Source organism: Chitinophaga sp., from assembly GCF_036569185.1.
Classification (GTDB): Bacteria; Bacteroidota; Bacteroidia; order Chitinophagales; family Chitinophagaceae; genus Chitinophaga.
This window is the reverse complement of record NZ_DATCRD010000089.1, coordinates 1-17581: the sequence shown is the minus strand read 5'-3', so window position 1 is coordinate 17581 and position 17581 is coordinate 1. Positions and strand designations below refer to the sequence as shown.

General features: G+C 48.1%; 16 protein-coding genes. 15 read left to right on the top strand and 1 reads right to left on the bottom strand.

All coding sequences use genetic code 11. From position 1 onward, the window contains the following. Positions 1-113: 113 nt before the first annotated feature. Positions 114-1610 carry a hypothetical protein gene (locus tag VIM72_RS06815; protein WP_332002113.1) on the bottom strand — a complete coding sequence of 499 codons (1497 nt, stop codon included), beginning with the start codon at positions 1608-1610 and terminating at the stop codon, positions 114-116. A gap of 188 nt (positions 1611-1798) precedes the next feature. Between VIM72_RS06815 and rbsK the strand changes: the two genes are divergently transcribed. The 15 genes from rbsK to VIM72_RS06740 all read left to right on the top strand — a co-directional run. Continuing rightward, a complete protein-coding gene (rbsK, locus tag VIM72_RS06810) occupies positions 1799-2740 on the top strand; it encodes a ribokinase (protein ID WP_332002112.1) in 942 nt (313 codons plus the stop codon). A gap of 44 nt (positions 2741-2784) precedes the next feature. Then, positions 2785-5937 carry a TonB-dependent receptor gene (locus tag VIM72_RS06805; protein ID WP_332002111.1) on the top strand — a complete coding sequence of 1051 codons (3153 nt, stop codon included), beginning with the start codon at positions 2785-2787 and terminating at the stop codon, positions 5935-5937. Between the two features lie 19 nt (positions 5938-5956). After that, a complete protein-coding gene (locus VIM72_RS06800; RefSeq protein WP_332002110.1) occupies positions 5957-7693 on the top strand; it encodes a RagB/SusD family nutrient uptake outer membrane protein in 1737 nt (578 codons plus the stop codon). Positions 7694-7724: 31 nt separating this feature from the next. Next, positions 7725-8744: a nucleoside hydrolase gene (locus VIM72_RS06795; RefSeq protein WP_332002109.1), complete on the top strand. Its 1020-nt coding sequence runs from the start codon at positions 7725-7727 to the stop codon at positions 8742-8744. Positions 8745-8784: 40 nt separating this feature from the next. Beyond that, the gene (locus VIM72_RS06790) at positions 8785-9786 is read left to right on the top strand and encodes a GRP family sugar transporter (RefSeq protein ID WP_332002108.1); all 1002 of its coding nucleotides are present in this window, start codon (positions 8785-8787) and stop codon (positions 9784-9786) included. 54 nt (positions 9787-9840) lie between these two features. Further along, positions 9841-10125 carry a hypothetical protein gene (locus tag VIM72_RS06785; protein ID WP_332002107.1) on the top strand — a complete coding sequence of 95 codons (285 nt, stop codon included), beginning with the start codon at positions 9841-9843 and terminating at the stop codon, positions 10123-10125. An 81-nt stretch (positions 10126-10206) separates the two neighbouring features. Then, complete coding sequence (locus VIM72_RS06780; protein ID WP_332002106.1) at positions 10207-11115, top strand: DNA-3-methyladenine glycosylase family protein; 909 nt, start codon at positions 10207-10209, stop codon at positions 11113-11115. A gap of 8 nt (positions 11116-11123) precedes the next feature. Next, on the top strand, positions 11124-11609 hold the full coding sequence (locus VIM72_RS06775) for a methylated-DNA--[protein]-cysteine S-methyltransferase (protein WP_332002105.1): 486 nt from the start codon (positions 11124-11126) through the stop codon (positions 11607-11609). Between the two features lie 111 nt (positions 11610-11720). Then, positions 11721-13139 carry a pyridoxal phosphate-dependent decarboxylase family protein gene (locus VIM72_RS06770; RefSeq protein WP_332002104.1) on the top strand — a complete coding sequence of 473 codons (1419 nt, stop codon included), beginning with the start codon at positions 11721-11723 and terminating at the stop codon, positions 13137-13139. After that, complete coding sequence (locus tag VIM72_RS06765; RefSeq protein WP_332002103.1) at positions 13132-14055, top strand: EamA family transporter; 924 nt, start codon at positions 13132-13134, stop codon at positions 14053-14055. The genes VIM72_RS06770 and VIM72_RS06765 overlap by 8 nt, the downstream gene beginning before the upstream one ends. A gap of 126 nt (positions 14056-14181) precedes the next feature. Then, positions 14182-14622 (top strand): GNAT family N-acetyltransferase, encoded by a 441-nt coding sequence (locus tag VIM72_RS06760; protein ID WP_332002102.1) that lies wholly within the window; start codon positions 14182-14184, stop codon positions 14620-14622. 25 nt (positions 14623-14647) lie between these two features. Next, positions 14648-15214, top strand: coding sequence for an NUDIX hydrolase (locus VIM72_RS06755; RefSeq protein ID WP_332002101.1), 567 nt, complete (start codon positions 14648-14650; stop codon positions 15212-15214). Between the two features lie 20 nt (positions 15215-15234). After that, positions 15235-16056, top strand: a complete 822-nt coding sequence (rlmB, locus tag VIM72_RS06750; protein ID WP_332002100.1) for a 23S rRNA (guanosine(2251)-2'-O)-methyltransferase RlmB — start codon at positions 15235-15237, stop codon at positions 16054-16056. A gap of 36 nt (positions 16057-16092) precedes the next feature. Then, on the top strand, positions 16093-16944 hold the full coding sequence (locus tag VIM72_RS06745) for a hydroxymethylglutaryl-CoA lyase (protein ID WP_332002099.1): 852 nt from the start codon (positions 16093-16095) through the stop codon (positions 16942-16944). A 9-nt stretch (positions 16945-16953) separates the two neighbouring features. Then, a partial coding sequence (locus tag VIM72_RS06740) for a GSCFA domain-containing protein (protein ID WP_332002098.1) occupies positions 16954-17581 on the top strand: 628 nt, incomplete at its 3' end.

The following is a 17581-nucleotide window of genomic DNA, read 5'->3' as shown; positions in this document are numbered from 1 at the left end:
GGCCATTGTTGTCATTAATTCATGGAACCGTATTGCGATTACTTCAAGAACACAGCCGCAGGGGTAATATCCACCCGGCAGCCATGGAAGCGCTTTCATGGCTGCCGGCTGTTTTAACGGGCAACCGGGAGGAATTTACTTTTTATCCATCCTGTAAAATCAAAATATTTCCGGAGCTGCATTTCAAACTTATCTTTCTCGATACCCGTCAGTACCGGGGATATTTTCTCCCACAACAATTCATTCTTCCTGGGGCTATTCATTTTCGGATAGGCCTTTATCGTTTTAAAGATCATATTCTCCACTTTCAACCGCACCCCGCTGTACTGGAACGCACGTTTGAACGACCTGATCTCGTAATCAAGATATTCCAGGTTATTGGCTTCATAATGAATAAGAATGCTCAACAACCGCGATACCCTGTAAATAACCGATTGGTAACTGGCTTTGCCTATCAGCACAATTTCATTGATATACTTTTGTGCTTTTTTAAAATTGCCATTCCGGAAATAGGCCAGCCCGAAACAGAAAAACAGTTCGCATTGCCTTTCCTCATCTACCAGGCCATACGCTTTTAACAGCGCGGGATCGCTGTTTTCAATATACGTTACTGCAGCGTTTAACTGCCGCGTACCCATTAATAACACCAGCTGGTAGATCATCGCTGATTTGCGGACCATATACCTGAAATATTCAGGGTAATTTTTATCGTCCAGCTGCTCCAGTTTCTGCACATAAAAGGCCATTTCCTCATAACGGCCGGTTGTACGCAGGCTGTCGAGGATCCCATCCAGCGCAGAGTGGTAGTCAAGCGGTGGATGATGCCACAACACCTTATTCTTTTCAAACAACCCGTTCAGCTGGTAAAAAGTTTTTAAGGCAGATTTATAATCCCCGATATTGGTAAAGAAAGAAGACTGGAACAGCAGGTGCAGTTTTCTCGACTCCAGGCTATTCTTCGTTTTGGCGTTAACAATACTCATTTCACTTAATAACAGGTCGTTCAGCTGTTTCTTTTCTTCTTCCGATATCGCTTTTCCTGTATGCAGCAGCCGGTATTTGAGCAATTCGTATAACGAATAATGTTCGTGCGTATTGCGGATATCCTTGATAGCGTTCCTGGCTTTCATTTGTATTTCCACCAGCTTGTTTTCCGTCATGCCAGGAAAATTAAATTCCGCCAGGTAATTCAGTTCATACCGGTAAAAGAAATATTCTATAAACTGTTCCTGTGAAACAATGGCTAACTGTTGCAGCTTCTTTAATTCCTTGTATCCTTCTTCGGGCAAATTGCGCTCCTTCAGGATATTCACCCGCAGCATACCATGCAGTAAGCGGAACTGGTCGTCTTCTTTCACGCGTGATTGTATCAGGCAATCGGTCAGCAATTGTAATAAGTACCTGGCGGTGTTATCAACGGAAACGCCTGTATGAAAATGGTTAAATTTTTCATCCAGCAGTTCTTTGGTGATCACCTCGTGCTGGTCTATCAGGTCAAATAAAGTGAGGTATTCTTTATCGCCGTCGTGTTTACGGGTATAAAGTTTGAAACGGCGTTTTTCAGATTTTGATAAAGACTTTACTAAACGTATCACTGCTGCCTGAGACATAACGGGATATTTTGAAATTAATGGAATAGCCGTAATTCGGGTACGGTAAAATGGTTGATTATCACTTGTTTAGATGAATCGCTACTTGTTCACATGATCTGGTAGAATTCTGGAAAATAATAAAAAAAGGTCAAAATAGAAATCCTTAACCGGATATTTTTACTTCAACAAACAGAAAAATTTCACGTATGGATATAAAAAAGATAGTGGTTGTTGGCAGCACAAATATGGACATGGTAGTAAAAACAAGTCATATACCCGTGCCCGGTGAAACCGTGCTGGGTGGCTCATTTTTAATGAATCCGGGAGGTAAGGGCGCTAACCAGGCAGTAACCGTAGCACGTTTGGGTGGGGATGTACTTTTTATCTCCAAGGTAGGCAATGATGTATTCGGAAAACAATCTTCCCAGTTATTTGAAGAAGAAGGCATCAATACTTTTCATGTACTGTCAGATGATGAATTGCCATCCGGCGTAGCGCTCATTACAGTGGACGAATCCGGGGAGAACAGTATTGTAGTGGCTTCCGGCGCCAATGGTAATTTGTACCCGGACGATCTGAAAGATGCATTAACGGAAATAGCCGGAGCCGGCCTCCTGTTGATGCAGCTGGAAATCCCTATGGAAACTGTTCATTTCGTGGCCGGTTATGCAGCGTCCAAAGGAGTGCGGGTGATCCTGAATCCTGCGCCGGCCAATACACTCAGCCCGGAACTACTGGCTAATACAGATATTATCACACCGAATAAGAAAGAAGCGGAAATGATTTCCGGCATTAAGGTCACCAATATTGAAAGCGCAAAAAAGGCCGCCAAAGCCATTTGCAATATGGGTGTGAAAAATGTAGTGGTTACCATGGGCGCTATGGGCGCAGTTATTTGCCAGGAAGGAAAAACGTTGGTGATCCCCGCGCAGAAAGTAGAAGCAATAGATACCACTGCTGCCGGAGATGTTTTTAACGGAGCGCTGGCAGTGGCTTTATCTGAAGGGAAACTGTTTCCTGATGCAGTGGAGTTTGCCAACATTGCCGCCGCAATCTCTGTAACAAGAATGGGTGCACAATCCTCTATTCCATACCGAAATGAATTTATTGCCAGTAGCTTGAAAATAGAAGGCGAAAAGAAAAAATAAAGCTCCGATCCATTTCCACCGTTAAATCAACCAATTCTTCCGTTATGAAAATAAAACTACTTTGGAGGTTTATCAGCCTCGTCATGAGCCTATTGCTCGTTGGTCATCTTCAATTGTACGCGCGGAAATATCCGTTCCGCGCAAACCTGGAAACCACCACCCCCAACAGGGCAGATAAAGTTACCGGGCAGGTAACCGACAACCAGGGTAAACCGGTACCAGGCGTTACGGTGGCGGTAAAAGGCACCGGCACCGGTACCACCACAGATGAAAAGGGAAATTTTACTATCCAGGTAAGCGACCAGCAGGTGCTGGTATTTTCCTATATAGGTTTTCAAAACCAGGAAATTCAATATAAAGGTCAGCATACGCTGTCGGTTGTACTGCTGGCTTCTTCCACACAGTTAAATGAAATTGTAACGGTAGGTTACCAAACGCAGCGTAAGGTAGATCTTACCGGAGCGGTGTCTGTAGTGGCGATCGATAATCTTAAAAACGCGCCTACCAGCAATCCTGTCCAGTCGCTCCAGGGCCAGGTGCCGGGGCTGTTCATCACTACCAGCGGAAACCCCAACGGCGCTTCTACCGTACGGATCCGCGGTGTGAGCACGCTTAATAATAACGACCCGTTATATATCATTGATGGGGTGCCCAGCAAGTCGAGCGCATTCCAGATCCTCACTGCGGAAGACATTGAATCCATCCAGGTGCTTAAAGACGCCTCGTCTGCCGCTATCTACGGCGCCCGCTCGTCGAACGGTGTGATCATCGTCACCACCCGGCAGGCGAATACCAATAAAACTATTTTCAACTTCAGTTCCCGTGTTACACAATCTACATTTACTACGGCGCCAAAGTTGCTCAATGCTGCAGACCGCGCCAGGGTACAGTGGCAGGCCACTATCAATGACGGACTGAACCCTGATGACATTCCCTTTGTGAAGTACGACTGGTCCCGCAATCCAGATGGCACCGCCGTGTTACACGGACTTACAATTCCGGATGAACTGGCGCCCGGCGTGCCTTCTGCCAATACCAACTGGTTCGATGCCATTACAAGGCCAGGACTGATCCAGGAATATAATCTCTCGCTTTCTTCGGGTAGTAAGAATGGCGGCGCGTTTATGTCTGTCGGTTACCTGAAAGATAAATACGTGGAAGAGTTCAAAGATTACCAGAAGCTGTCGCTCCGCGTCAACTCCCATCACAAGTTCCTCGATGGAAAGATCAGGATCGGGGAGAACCTCGCTATCTCCAATGGCATAGATAACGGCGACGGTAGTACGACGGCCTTTGCCGATGCCCTGCAGATCCAGCCGGTACTGCCGGTGAAACTGCCCAACGGCGAATATTCCGGCCCTATCACCGGTAGCTTTGTGGATCATCCCAACCCGCTGATGACACTGGACCTTAATAAATGGGACCGCGTAAATTCCCTGAATATTTTTGGTAATATCTATGCAAATGTATCTATCCTGAAAAATCTTACGGTAAATGCTTCCCTCGGTGTGGAACATTCCAATACCGGGATCCGCGATATCCAGCGGAAATTTTCCACCGGTTTTATCAGCCGTACCGTGAACTCATTAAAGAATTCAAAATCGGAGGAATTCAACTGGAACCTGAACACCACTATCCAGTATAACCTGGAAGCCAGTAAACACCACGCTACTTTTTTGGTGGGAAGTGAGGCCGTGAGAAATAAATACGCCATCAATTCTACCTATAAAGAAAACTTTGCGCTGGAAACACTGGATTACTTCGTGGAAGATGCCGGTAGTGGTAACCAAACGGTAGGCGGCAACGCCAACGGCTTTTCATTGCTCTCTTACTTTGGGAAGGTCAATTATTCGTACGACAGTAAGTACCTGTTCTCCGCTACCTTGCGCTATGACGGCTCATCGCGGTTTGGAAAAAATAACCGCTTCGGTACATTCCCGGCTATCAGCGCCGGATGGAGAATTAATGAAGAGAATTTTATTAAAGACAATACCCGGATCATCTCCGACCTGAAACTAAGGGCGGGGTGGGGCAGAACCGGTAACCAGGAAATCTCCAGCACCGCGCGGTATGGCCTGTATGAAACTTACTATGGCCTGGGCGCTATGCCATTCACCTCTGACAACGGTACCGCGTACGATATTGGAGGCGCCGATTCCGGTCCTTTATTATCCGGCTTCCGGCAAACACAGAACGGTAACGACGACCTTCGCTGGGAATCTACCACCGAAAAAAATATAGGCCTGGATGTAGGATTGCTGGATCAGAAATTAACCGCTTCTTTCGATTTTTTTAACCGGGCTACCAAAGATATCCTGATTTCGCCGGCTTACCTGGCCGCACAGGGCGAAGGCGGTACCCGCTTTGTAAACGGCGCTTCTGTTAAAACAACAGGCTTTGAAATTGCAGTAGGCTATAAAGACCAGGTGGGCGCCTTCAACTATTCCGTTGTCGGAAATGTAGGCCACTACAGCGACAAGATCACCGACCTGCCCGATAACGTAGTACATTCCTATCCCGGCAACTCTGAACAAACTATTCTCGGACGTTCCATGAACTCTATTTTCGGGTACGTAGCAGATGGGATCTTCCAGAATAAAAAAGAAGTAGACAACAGTGCAGAACAACCTGGTAAAGGCATAGGCCGGATCAGGTATGCAGACCTGAATAACGATGGCGTGATCAACACACTGGATCAACGATACCTTGGTATTTCTTCACCACAATATTCATTCGGCTTAAATCTGCAGGGCGAATACAAAGGATTTACCCTTAGTATCTTTTTCCAGGGGGTAGCCGGCATTTCGGTATACGACGAACGCAAAAGATTTTCTGATTTCACCAACCTCTGGGCGGGCACCAACTATGGCAGCCGTACACTTAACGCGTGGACGCCACAGAATCCTAATTCCACCATTCCCGCCGTTACACTGGCGGATAATAACAACGAAGGAAGATTGTCATCTTATTTTATAGAAAACGGTGCTTATGTAAAACTCCGCGAAGTAAGCCTGGGATACCTGATAAAGAACATCAAACACCTGAATCCTATCCGGGTGTACGTAACCGGTCAGAACCTGTTGTCTTTTAAAGATAATTCAGGTAAGGATGCTTATGTATCTGCAGACCCGGAAGATTCCGGCTATGGATTTCCGCGCCCGCGTAAGATCACCTTTGGTTTCAATTTATCATTCTGAATTTTAAAACAGCTGCGTTATGAAATACTATATAAAATTTAGTTTACTGTTGATGTGCCTGGGAATTTTGCTTCCTGCATGCAGCCGGTTCCTGGACGTACCGCCAAAAGGCGTGGTGGGGGCGGATGATCTGAACACTCCGGAAAACGTGGAAAAACTGGTAATAGCCGCTTACGCTAGTTTGGGCAACGATCACTGGGAAGTGCCTTACACCAGTGCATGGGTATACGGTAGCGTGCGGTCGGACGACGCTTACAAAGGCGGACTTGGAACGGCCGACCAGGGGGAGTTTACCCAGTATGAAGTATTCTCCACCATCCAGGAAAACCAAAGCCGTGGTAACCTGTTATGGACAAGGTTGTTCATGGGCGTGCAGCGCGCTAACCTGGCCCTGAAAGGGATTAACGGGTTAAGCGACGATAGTTATCCTGAAAAGAAACAACGCAGGGCGGAAATGCGTTTTATCCGCGCACATTTTTATTTCCTGCTGAAAAGCCATTTCAAAAAAGTACCTTTTATTGATGAAACAATTTCACAGGACAGTATCAACACCGTTTCCAATGTGCAGTACACCAACGATGAGCAATGGAATAAAATTGCGGACGATTTCCAGGCAGGTGTGGATGACCTACCGCAGCAGCAGGAACAAATAGGCCGGCCAAATATTTACACCGCAAAGGCATACCTGGCAAAAGTGCGTTTATACCAGGCGTATGAACAGGACGAACAGAACAACGTGACCCACATCAACCCCCAACGCCTGAACGAAGTAGTAACGCTTACCAGCGATATCATCACCGGCAGCGGGTACAAGTTATCCGGCGACTACGCAGAAAATTACCTGTGGCAGTTCGAAAACGGGAAAGAATCCATTTTCGCAGTGCAGCGTTCCCTGAACGACGGATCGGAAGTGGGCAGGATAGATATGTCTACCGCCCTGAATTATCCCATGTACCCGGCATATGGCTGCTGCTCTTTTCACCGGCCCAGCCAGAACCTGGTGAATGCTTTTCAAACCGGCCTCGACGGACTGCCGAAATTTGAAACGTTCAACAATGTAGAAATGAAAGACCAGGCCGACTTCCAGGCTAACTCCTTCGATCCCCGCCTGGATCATACCGTAGGACTACCAGGCCATCCTTTCAAGTACCAGAACAATATCATTTATCAAACCAGTTCCTGGACCAGGGGACCTGAATTATACGGCCCTTTCTCCGGGATGAAATCTGTAGTACAGGCCGATTGCCCCTGTCTTACTACGGCCAAGGGATACGCTTATCCCGCCAGTTCCATGAACAACGACATCATTAAATTCGACGATGTACTGCTCTGGAAAGCAGAGGCGCTGATAGAACTGGGCCGGCAGAACGAAGCCGTGGATATTATTAACCAGGTACGCCAGCGTGCAAAGAACAGCACCGGCAGGTTGGTGGATGCTAACGGTCACCCCTACTCGAATTATCATGTGGAGCTATATAAACCCGGACAAAACATTGCCTGGACGCAGGCCAATGCCCGCAAGGCTTTGCAGTGGGAACGGCGTTTGGAATTTGGTATGGAGGGCGCCCGTTTTTTTGATTTGGTGCGCTGGGGCATTGCAGCAGAAGTGCTGAATGATTATTTTGAGATAGAAAGTAAACGCAGGACTTACCTGCAGGTCGCTCATTTTACAAAGAACCGTGATGAGTATTTACCGGTGCCTACGCAGCAGATCGACCTGAGCGACGGCCTCTATAAACAAAATAATGGCTGGTAACATCTATTAAATTCAATAAATATCAACCTATATGAAATTCCACAAAAAGAAGGCATTAGCAGTAGCGCTGTCATTTGCCATGATCAGTTTTTTAGCATCCTGCGCTATGTCGGAAAAGGCAAAGGAAATTACCGGGGAGAAAGTCGCCATTATTTTTGATTCCGATATCGGTCCCGATTATGATGATGCAGGCGCCATCGCCCTGCTCCATGCCCTGGCCGATTCCGGGGAAGCAAAGATCCTGGCTACTATTGCCAGTAACAAGTATGAAGGTATTGCTGCCGTGCTGAATGTATTCAATACTTATTTCAAACGGCCCGATATTCCCATTGGCGTGCCCAAAGGAGCTGGTGTGGATATGCGCGACAGCCAGCACTGGACGGATTCCATCCTGGCGAAATACCCGCATGCCATTAAAAGCAACAGCGAAGCGGAAGATGCAGTTACGTTATACCGCAAAGTACTGGCCGCCCAGCCGGATCAAAGCGTAACCATTGTTACCGTAGGTTTTCTTACCAACCTTGCCAATCTGCTGAATTCAAAAGGCGATGATATTTCACCGCTTACCGGTAAGGAACTGGTTACACAAAAGGTAAAGTTGCTGGTGAGCATGGCGGGTAAATTCCCGGAAGGAAGGGAGTTCAATGTGTTCTGTGATTCCACTGCCTCCATAGCCGCCTTTGAGCACTGGCCTACTAAAGTGATTTACTCCGGCTTTGAAATAGGATGGAATATTAAAACCGGTTTACCCCTGTCGCAGAACGAAAGCATTCAGAACAGTCCTGTGAAGGACGTATTCCGGATCTGCATCCCGCAGTCGCCGGACGATGCGCAGGGCAGAATGAGCTGGGACGAAACGGCCGTATTGATAGCTATTCGCGGCTATGAACCCTACTACACCTTACAGAGCGGCAAAATAAAAATAGCGCCCAATGGCAGCAATACCTGGGATAGCAGCGGCAGCGGACAGGATTACCTGGTGGAAAAAATGCCGCCGCAACAGGTACAGGCTGTGATTGAACAGCTGATGGCGCATCAACCGAAGCAATAGAACAGGTACGCATCATTTCAAACAATAAGAATTATTACGCATGTTTATTGTACAAGATTATGGAACGGCCGTTTGGTTATGCGTGATCACGATGTTATGTTGGGGCTCCTGGGCCAACACGCAAAAGCTGGCCGGCAAAACCTGGCGCTTCGAATTATTTTACTGGGACTATGTGATAGGCATCTTACTGTTTTCGTTGCTTTCGGCTTTTACACTGGGTAGCAGCGGCCATGAAGGACGCAGCTTCCTGGCCGATCTGTCGCAGGCTGCAGGGATCAATATTGCCAGTGCGTTATTGGGCGGCATTATTTTCAATGCCGCTAATATTCTTTTAACGGCCGCTATTGCCATTGCCGGTATGTCGGTGGCTTTCCCTGTAGGCATTGGGCTGGCCCTGGTGCTGGGCGTGGTGATCAATTACCTGGGCGCTGCAAAAGGCAATCCTGTATGGCTTTTTACCGGTGTAGCGCTGGTAACGGTGGCTATTGTGCTTAATGCAGTGGCCTACCGTAAAGCTTCGGGCGAAAACCGTAAGGTATCGTCTACGGGTATCTTATTATCTATCGTAGCCGGCGTGCTGATGTCGTTCTTTTACCGGTTCATTGCCGCGTCTATGGACCTGCAGGATTTTGTGCATCCGGCGGCCGGGAAAATGACGCCCTATACGGCCGTTGTCATTTTCTCCACGGGCATTTTCATCAGCAACTTTTTGTTCAATACCATTTTAATGAAACGTCCTTTTACAGGAACGCCTACAGGGTATGCCGACTATTTCGCCGGGAAATTTCCCACGCATCTGGTGGGTGTGCTGGGTGGTGTGATCTGGGGACTGGGGAATTCCCTCAGTTTGATTGCCGCTGGGAAAGCCGGCGCCGCTGTTTCCTACGGACTGGGGCAGGGAGCCACGCTTGTTGCCGCCTTATGGGGCGTGTTCATATGGAAAGAATTTAAAGCTGCACCAAAGGGCACCAGTGGGCTCATAACCGGTATGTTCCTGTTGTTTGCCGCCGGGCTGGGACTGATCATTTATTCAGGTGGATAATAAAATTACCTTGGGGAATATATCTTATCTTCCCCAAGGTAATTTTATAGAGAGATGATAAAAAGAATAGCACCTGATAAATGGAAACATTTCTTCGTGGGTATCCTGATGGGAATAGTGTTGCAGGTGGGAGCAGAAGTGGTATTCCCCGGCCGCACGTTAACGGCCACTTTGCTGGCCCTTGCTTTGGTAGTAGCCATTAGTTACGGTTTTGAGCTGTTGTCGCTGGTCACCGGCAGGGGGCATTACGATATTATGGATGCGGTAGCCAGTATTATTGGCGGTATAGCCGGTATGCTGCTGGGATTGGGCATTTATCGCTGGCAGTTCCAGTTTTAAAACATGGCGTCTTAGAATTCATCCTTAAAAATCCGCAAGAAAGCGTAAAGCAAAAATCCCGGCTTTACGTATTTTCGCAACATGGCTTTGCAGAAAATAAGGATCCCCATTAATGACCCCGCACATTTTTCCTTTGAAGAATGCCTGCGTTTCCTGGGAAGGTCGGATAAAGAATGTTTGCATTATATACATGAAGGGAAAGTGCGGCGCATGTTATTGTCGGACGGGGAACCGGTGGTAGTGGAAATTGCGCCCGGCTCAAAAAAGGATTTCCTCGAAGTAACCGTGCTGGCGCCCACCGGCATAGAAGTGGCGGAAGCGCCTATCGTAAGCTATATCACACATTGGTGGCACCTGGATGCCGACCTGCAGCCTTTTTATCGCTACACACAAACAGACCCGTTGTTAAAGGGGCTGGCTCAGAAATACAATGGCCTTCGCCTCATAGGCATGCCTGATCTTTTTGAGGCCATTACCTGGCCGGTGATAGGGCAGCAAATAAACCTGGCCTTTGCTTACACACTGCGGCAACGGTTTATCACTCACTTTGGTTATCATGCAAACATACACAACACTGATTTTTATTTGTATCCTCATCCACGCGTGATAGCCGCTTTAACACCAGACCAGCTTACTCCCATGCAGTTTTCCCGCAGTAAAGCATTGTACCTGGTAGAAACTGCCAGGCAAATGGCCAGTGGCGCGCTCAGTGAAGCTGGCCTGAATGCCATGAGCTATGAAACTGCCCGCGAAAGCCTGGTGGCCATGAAAGGGATCGGCAACTGGTCGGCCAACTATGCGTTGATGAAGTACCGCCGTTTTCCACAATCTGTTTTACTGGAAGATGTTGGTTTGCAGAATGCAATAAAAAATAGGTTAAATTTGGAAGCCAAGCCTTCTATGCCTATGTTACAGGAATATACAAAGCCATGGAAGGAACATGCTGCATACGCCACGTTTTATTTATGGAGGTCATTATTACCCCAATAGATTATTTTATGGAAGATGGATTGTATCATTTACGTATAGACACTCCCGTTGGACCGCTGCAGATCAGTGGTACCACTCAATTTATCAACGCTGTTTCCTTCACCGATGAACCCGCGGTGGATTTTCCCCAGGCGCCTGCGCTGTTGCTGGATTGCGCGCAGCAGCTATACGAATATTTTGCCGGCGACCGCAAAATATTTGAGCTGCCCATTTTCCAGGAAGGGACGGAGTTTCAACAAACGGTGTGGCAACAACTAACTGCTATTCCATTTGGTCACACTATTTCCTACCAGCAACTGGCGCGCCGTATCAACAATCCGAAAAGCATCCGCGCAGTAGGCACTACCAATGGTAAAAACAGGCTGGCTATCATTGTTCCCTGTCATCGCGTAATTGGTAGTGATGGCTCTCTCACGGGCTATGCCGGTGGCCTCTGGCGTAAGCGCTGGCTGCTGGAACATGAACGGACCGATTTATTCACCGGTTTAATGTGATATCATCTGATATGGTCAATATTTAAAAAACTGAATCTGTTTTCAGATAATAATTTGTCTCAATTTTGTTCCTGAATTATAACCCAAAATTCTTATCAACAACCCGTAATCATGGAATTGAAATTGCAGGAAGACCTGAAACATACAGATCAGTTACTACAGTTAACCAAAGATTTCAGCAGCAGGTTTTTGTCAGCAATAGATAAACTGGCGGCCGATAAAAAGGTGGAGATCAGTTGCCGTACATCCATTCCCGTTACCGGGCTGGGTGGCGCTGCTGCACTGGAAGCCTTCCGGCAGCAATACGGTAATAGCATTACTGCCGCCGCGGGGCCGCGTTACTGGGGATTTGTAACAGGCGGCGTTACGCCCGCTGCGTTGATGGGCGACTGGCTGGCTGCTGCCACGGATCTTAATTCATCCGATAAAGGTTCTGCCGCGTTTTATATAGAAACGGAAACCATTGCTTTGCTGAAAGCGCTGTTCGGCTTACCGGAAGCTTTCCTTGGTTGTTTTGTTTCCGGTGCTACCATGTCCAACTTTACAGGGCTTGCTACCGGCAGGCAATGGGTAGGGCAGCAGCATGGGGCAGATATTTCAGCAGATGGTGCTGCTGCATTACCGGGGCTGAAAGTAGTATCCGCCGTACCGCATTCCAGTATTGGCAAAGCCATGTCCATGCTGGGAATGGGCCGCAACAACCTGGTGCGCGTGCCGGTGCTGCCAGGCCGTGAAAGTGTGGATATCGCCGCTCTGCGGCAATACCTGGAAGCGCATAAAGGAGCGCCGGTTATATACGTAGCGAATGCAGGCACCGTGAACACGGTTGATTTTGATGATATCGCCGCACTGGTGCAGCTGAAAAAAGAGTATGGCTTCTGGTTGCATGTGGATGCTGCTTTTGGCGGTTTTGCCGCCTGCAGCGATCAGTGGAAATACCTGCTGACCGGTTGGGAAGAAGCAGACAGTATCACCGTTGATGCACATAAATGGCTGAATGTACCTTATGATGCCGCCATGATCTTTTGCAGGCACCCGGAGTTACAGTCGGCCGTATTCCAGAATGCAGGCGCAGCCTACTTAGGCGATCCTGCCACACAATTCAATTTCATTAATCATATACCTGAAAACTCGCGCCGGCAGCGCGCTTTGCCCGCCTGGTTTTCTTTAATGGCCTACGGGAAAGAAGGCTATCGCTGGTTGGTGGAAAACGATATTTCATTAGCCAAACAGCTGGGCAGCCTGCTGGAAACAGATCCGAATTTTGTGCTGTTGTCGCCGGTGCGGCTTTGTGTGGTATGCTTCACATTGCAGGTGGCGCCGGAAGCAGAAGGAGAAGCGGTACAGGAATTCCTGGAAGCGCTGAACAACAGCGGCGTGGTATGTATGACGGCTACCACTTATGCCGGCCGTTCCGCCATACGCGCGGCTTTGGTGAACTGGCGCACCGGCAGTAAAGATGTATTGATGGCTTATGATACCATGAAGGTACTGGCAGAGGAAATAGTGAATAAATATACTTATGCGTAAATCAAATACAAATGCTTACATAGCGCTTGCCATTGTAAGTATTTTCTGGGGAACCACTTACCTGGCATCCAGTGTGGGCGTAAGGCACATGCATGGAGTGATGCTGGCCGGCATAAGACAGGCAACAGCCGGATTCCTGATCACCGGATTTTTCTTACTGAAGGGATATAAATTACCGGGAAGAATAGTGTTGTCGAAATTGTTTGTGATCGGCACACTGATGTTATGCGGTGGAAATGGTTTACTTACCTGGGCGTTGCGGTATATTCCCAGTGGGCTGGGCGCCATCATTGCGGCTACTATTCCCATCTGGATCACCATTACCAGCTATTTCCTGGTACAGCGTACCCGGCTTAGCTTACAGCTCATCATCGGGATGATCCTGGGCTTTGGCGGCGTGGCAGGGATCTTTTATAATTATTTGTCCAGTCTCATGAACCCTGATTTCCAGTTCGGGATCATCATTGGTTTTGTTTCCTGTATATTCTGGGCCCTGGGCTCTGTATTGACCGCGAAATGGTCGCTCGGTGTGAATTACCTGTATGGCGCGGGCTTCCAGATGTTTTTCAGCGGTATTATCATGTTACTGGTGGCCACCTTATTTCTTGGGCAGCATGTGGAAATACAAAGTTTCACTACGGAATTGTGGGAAAGTTTACTGTACCTGGTATTGGTAGGCTCAGTGTTTTCCTATTCTGCATATGTGTTTGCGTTAAATAACCTGCCGCCGGCACAGGTATCCATTTATGCGTATATCAACCCCGTGGTGGCGGTGTTGCTGGGATGGCTCATCCTGCATGAAAACCTCACGTGGTTAACAGGTATCTGTTCGTTGGTGACCATTGGCGGCGTGTACCTGGTGAACAGCGCTGTGAATAAAAGTAAAAAAAGGCTTGCAGCAACTGCAGAATTGTAATAGCTATAATTTTTTAAGGTAGAAGTTTATAGACAGATGCTCACCCCGGTGTTTACCGGAAGGAGCATCTTTTCTTTTGTAGTGGAAATGATTTAAATTGAGATGGATTATTAAACCAGTTATTTTATGGATGTTATCCAGGCAACGGAGTTACATACGAATGAAGTGGCGGTATTGTTTGATGCCTACCGCAGTTACTATGATCAGGCGCCTGATTTCAAAGGGGCGCTGGATTTTGTTACCGAAAGAATAACGCAAAAAGATAGTGTAATATTTGTGGCATTGCTGGACGCTGAAATTATTGGTTTCACCCAGCTATATCCCATCTTCACTTCCCTGGGCATGAAACGCGGCTGGCTGCTGAACGATCTGTATGTATTGGAAGAGCACCGCGGCATGGGCGCCGGTAAAGCCCTGCTGGACAAGGCTGCTGAGTATGGTAAATCTACCAATGCAGCCTGGCTCATGTTACAAACCTATATTGCCAACACCGGTGCACAGAAACTCTACGAAAAAGAAGGGTTCAAAAGAGATACGAATTCCTACTATTATTATAAAGCACTTTAAAAAACGCGGATCGCCTCCGCAACACATGGACACAACAAAGAACCCCTGGACCATTCACTCCAGGGACCTCAGGTATGATAACAACTGGATCAGTGTATGGCATCACGAAGGATTAAACCCTGCCGGCAGCGCCGGTATTTATGGGGTGGTACATTTCAAGAACCTGGCAGTGGGCGTGGTAGCGCTGGATGATGACATGAATATTTATCTCGTGGGGCAGTACCGTTTCCCATTAAAGCGTTTCACCTGGGAAATCCCGGAAGGGGGTGCGCCATTAGGGGTGGAAACCGGGCTGGATACCGCCAAAAGGGAATTGCTGGAAGAAACCGGCCTGGTAGCGGCTCACTGGGAGGAAATTACGCGTCTGGACCTCTCCAATTCCGTTTCCGATGAAGAAGGGGTGGTGTTCCTGGCCCGTGGGCTGGAACAGCAGGTGGCTGAACCGGAAGAAACAGAACAACTGATCGTTAAAAAAGTACCTTTTGAAGAAGCCTACCGGATGGTGAACAACTTTGAAATCACAGATTCCTTATCGGTTGCAGCCATACAAAAAGTAAAGCTAATGGGCTATGAAGGCTTATTAAACAAATAAACCCGTTACCTTTGCAGCAAATGGAAAGGAAATTTAACGCTTTCAAAGGTGAAAGAAAAGAGGGGCAGCGAGGCCCCAAAAAATATGCAACGCAGCGGCCAAAGCAATCTACCATGATTATTGGCCGTCAGCCGTTATTGGAAGCCCTGAATACCGGGAAGCCCATTGAGCGTATCTTCATGCTGCGCACCGCTACCGGCGACATTATCCCTCAAATAAGGGAACTGGCCCAAACCCAGAACGTTCCCATTAACTATGTGCCGGTGGAAAAGCTCAACGGGCTTACCCAGGCCAATCACCAGGGAGTGGTGGCCATTGCCGGCAATGTTACCTACCTGGACCTGCAGGATGTGATCTCCCATGTAACAGAAAAGGGGGAAACACCGCTGTTCCTTATACTGGATGGTATTACAGACGTACGTAATATAGGCGCCATTGCCCGCAGCGCCGTGTGTTGCGGCGCACAGGCCATCATTATTCCTGATAAAGGCATTGCTGCATTGAATGAAGAAGCAGTAAAGTCATCTGCCGGTGCGCTGGAGCGTATCGCGGTTTGCCGGGTGAACAGCCTGAACAAAGCGATCGATACCCTGCATCTCAACGGTATCAAGGTGATGGCCAGTGAAATGGAAACGGAAATAAAACTGTACGATTGCGACCTGAAAGAACCGGTAGCAGTGATCATGGGCTCGGAAGACAAAGGCGTGTATCCCGCCCTGATCAAAGCTTCCGACGTGCTGTTCCGCATCCCGATGGCGGGCAACTTTGAATCTTTCAATGTGTCTGTAGCCGCCGGTATCATTTTATATGAAGCGCTGAAACAAAGAACGGTAAATATTTAGCGGACCTGCGGGCGCCCGCCACGAAAATGGTTTACTATGCTCAAATTAGTTGAATGCCCCCGCGACGCTATGCAGGGCTGGCACAGAATGATCAGTACGGACGAAAAAGTGCAATACCTGGATGCCCTGTTAAAGGTTGGTTTTGATACGATCGATTTCGGCAGTTTTGTATCTCCCAAAGCCATTCCACAAATGGCAGATACAAAAGACGTTATTCCCCGGCTGCAACTAACCGGTTCCAAAAGTAAGCTGCTGGCCATTGTGGCCAACCTGCGGGGAGCGGAGGAAGCGGTGGTATTCGACGAAATTAATTACCTGGGCTTTCCCTTCTCCATATCAGAAACTTTCCAGCTGAGAAATACCAATAAAACCATTGCGGAATCACTGGAACAGGTGCATTCTATGCAGGAACTGTGCATTAAGAACAGGAAAGAACTGGTGATCTATATTTCCATGGGGTTCGGTAATCCCTATGGAGATCCGTACAGCCCGGAAATTGTGCTGCAATGGGTGGCAGAAATGGTGAAGATGGAAATAGGCGTGATCTCCCTCGCAGATACAGTGGGCGTGGCAGATCCGGCTACTATCAGCAGCCTGTTCAAACATCTCATCCCGGCTTACCCCGGTGTGGAGTTCGGCGCACATTTCCACGCAGCGCCCAATAAGTGGGAAGAGAAGGTACTGGCCGCCTATGAACAGGGCTGCAAACGGTTCGACAGCGCCATTAAAGGCATAGGCGGCTGTCCCATGGCCAAAGATGAGCTGGTGGGCAACCTGGCCACCGAAAACCTGGTAGCCTTCTGCCAGCAAAGGAATGAGCCGCTTACACTGGATATGACAGCATTAAGCAACGCACAGCGACTGGCAGATGCCGTTTTTAAAGATTAACTGTATTACATGCAATTTCATTTAAGCTTTCCCGTAACGCCGCTGCCGGCTCCCATACAGTATGGCCAGGAGCTGTTGCTGATGGGCTCCTGTTTTGCAGAAGAAATAGGCGGGAAGCTACAGGAGCACCGCTTTAATACCCTGGTGAACCCGCATGGTATTTTATATAACCCGCTCAGTATTACGCAGGCCCTCACTACATATCTCGACGGGAAAGTATATACGCGTGAAGATCTTTTCATGCACAATGACCTCTGGAACAGCTGGGATCATCACAGCCGTTTCTCCGGCCTTACGCCGGAAGCCACGCTGGAAAACATCCACCGGATGCAGGCTGCCGCCACAAAGGCTATTGAAAGCGCCGACTGGCTCATCATTACCCTGGGATCTGCCCATGCTTACATCTTAAAGGAAAATAACCGCCTGGCAGGTAACTGTCATAAGGTGCCGGCCGGTAACTTCTACAAACGCATGCTTACGGTAGATGAAGTGGTTACCGCGCTGGATAACGTGATGCATCGCCTGTTTTTCCGCAACCGGAAAATTAATATACTCTTCACCGTTAGTCCCGTGCGCTATATCCGCGATGGGGTAGTGGAAAATAATCTTAGTAAAGCCATCCTGTTACAGGCGGTTC